This is a genomic window from Citreimonas sp. (assembly GCF_042096055.1).
In the GTDB taxonomy this organism is placed as follows: domain Bacteria; phylum Pseudomonadota; class Alphaproteobacteria; order Rhodobacterales; family Rhodobacteraceae; genus Citreimonas.
The window spans coordinates 102895-105547 of sequence record NZ_JBELMH010000002.1 but is presented as its reverse complement, the minus strand read 5'-3'; the positions used below and the strand labels follow the sequence as shown (position 1 = coordinate 105547).

Below are 2653 nucleotides of genomic sequence, written 5' to 3'. Positions count from 1 at the left end.
CGTCACCTGCAGATCATCGACCGCATCGACGACGCGCACGCCAAGGCGCATCCCGACCGCAAGGTCACGATCCGCGAACCCGGCACCGTGAAGATGGGCGAGCTGTCCTTCGTCATGGCGCACCGCGTCAACGGCGTCTCGGCGCTGCACACCGGGCTGATGAAGACGACCGTTTTCAAGGAGCTCGACCGCCTGCACCCCGACCGCATCGTCAACCAGACCAACGGCGTCACCCCGCGCCGCTGGATGCTGTCGTGCAACCCCTCGCTGGCGGAACTGATCACCACCACGATCGGCGACGGCTGGCTGTCCGACCTCGAGCGCCTGTCCGAGCTCGAGCCGCATGTCACCGATCCGGAATGGGCGCGCTCCTTCACCGCGATCAAGCACGCCAACAAGGCCGAACTGGCCGACTGGATCGCCGCCGAGCATGGCGTCGAGGTCGACCCTGCCGCGATGTTCGACGTGCAGATCAAGCGGATGCACGAATACAAGCGCCAGCACCTCAACATCCTCGAGGCGATCGCGCTGTGGCAGGAGATCCGCGACAACCCGGATGCCGACTGGACCCCGCGCGTCAAGATCTTCGCCGGCAAGGCGGCGCCGGGCTACTTCTTCGCCAAGGACATCATCCGGCTGATCAACGACGCCTCGCGCGTGATCAACGACGATCCGGTGACGAACAAGTATCTCAAGGTCATCTTCCTGCCGAACTACAACGTCAGCCTGGCCGAACGCCTGATCCCCGCCGCCGACCTGTCCGAACAGATCTCGACCGCCGGGAAGGAAGCGTCGGGCACCGGCAACATGAAGTTCGCGCTGAACGGCGCGCTGACGATCGGCACGCTCGATGGCGCCAACGTCGAGATTCGCGAGCAGGTCGGCCCCGAGAACTTCTTCCTGTTCGGCATGACCGCCGACGAGGTCGAGGCCCGCCGCCGCATCGACGGCCATGCGGCCCAGGCAATCGCCGCGGACCCCCGGCTGGCGCGCGCCATCGCGGCGGTCCGCGACGGCACGTTCAGCCCGACCGAGCCGGGACGCTATGCGCATATCGCCGACAACGTCGCGGGCGCGGACTATTTCCTCGTCTCGTCGGACTTCACCGATTACTGGCGCGCCCAGCGCGCGGTCGATGCGGCGTTCCGCGACCAGGACGGCTGGATGCGCATGGCCGCGCTCAACACCGCGCGGTCCGGATGGTTCTCGTCCGACCGCACGATCCGTGGCTATCTGCGCGACGTCTGGGAGGCCGAAACGCTGGTCTAGGGCCGCTTTCCGCCGCGGGCGGTTGAAAGGTGTGCAGGAACCCTTACGCTTGCGGGATGGCACACAAAAACCGACCCAAGGCCATCGAGCCCTCGGCCATCGCCACGCCCGAAGCTCTCGCGCGGCTGATGAAGGGCACCTTCGACGATCCGTTCGCCGTTCTCGGGCCGCACCGGAACGGCAACGGCCGGACGGTGACGGCCCTGGCCCCGGATGCCGCCGCGCTGGACGCCGTGATCGACGGTGCGGCCCATCCGCTGGCGCCCGTGGCGGGCCATTTCGGCCTGTTTTCGGGTCCGGTGCCCGAGGGGCAGTACCGGCTGCACGCCACCGGCTCGGACGGCGGCACGTGGGACTTCGCCGACGCCTACGCGCACGGCCCGGTCATGGGCGAGATGGACGAGTACCTGCTGGGCGAGGGCACGCATCAGCGTCTGTGGCAGGTTCTCGGCGCGCACGTGATGCAGCACGAAGGCGCGCAGGGGACGCATTTCGCGGTCTGGGCACCCAACGCGAAGCGGGTTTCGGTGGTCGGCGACTTCAACCTGTGGGACGGGCGGCGCCACGTCATGCGCCGCCGCGGCGCCACCGGTATTTGGGAGATCTTCATCCCCGAACTGGGCGAGACCGCAGCCTACAAGTACGAGCTGATCGGCGCCGACGGAAAGGTCCTGCCGCTCAAGGCCGACCCGGTGGGCTTCGGCTCTCAGCACCCGCCGGCCAATGCCAGCGTGGTGCGCGACATCACCGGCTACGGCTGGTCCGACGACGACTGGATCAAGACGCGCGAGGGCCGCAACGGCCGCACCGCGCCCATCTCGATCTACGAGGTCCACCTGGGGTCGTGGAAGCGCAAGGCCGACAACCGCCGCATCAGCTATATCGAGGCGGCGAGCGAGCTGGTCGACTACGTGCACGATATGGGCTTCACCCATATCGAGCTGCTGCCGATCAGCGAGTATCCCTTCGATGGAAGCTGGGGCTACCAGCCCGTCGGCCTGTTCGCGCCCACCGTGCGGCACGGCCCGCCGCACGAATTCCGCGACCTCGTGAACGCCGCCCACCAGAAAGGGCTGGGGGTCATCCTCGACTGGGTGCCTGGGCATTTCCCGGTCGACGCGCACGGCCTTGGCCAGTTCGACGGTACCGCGCTCTACGAATATTCCGACCCGCGCGAGGGCTTTCACCGCGACTGGAACACGCTGATCTACAATTTCGGCCGGACCGAGGTGCAGAACTTCCTCGTGTCGAACGCGCTCTACTGGCTCGAGGAATACCACGTCGACGGGCTGCGCGTGGATGCGGTCGCCTCGATGCTCTACCGCGACTATTCGCGCGGCGACGACTGGGTCCCGAACAAGGACGGCGGGCGCGAGAACTACGA

At 67.3% G+C, this 2653-nt stretch carries 2 protein-coding genes; both read left to right on the top strand.

The features are described from left to right. On the top strand, window positions 1-1269 hold a 1269-nt coding region (gene glgP / locus ACFDTC_RS01405), incomplete at its 5' end, for a glycogen/starch/alpha-glucan family phosphorylase (protein WP_375257075.1). A 56-nt stretch (window positions 1270-1325) separates the two neighbouring features. Continuing rightward, a partial coding sequence (gene glgB / locus ACFDTC_RS01400) for a 1,4-alpha-glucan branching enzyme (RefSeq protein ID WP_375257098.1) occupies window positions 1326-2653 on the top strand: 1328 nt, incomplete at its 3' end.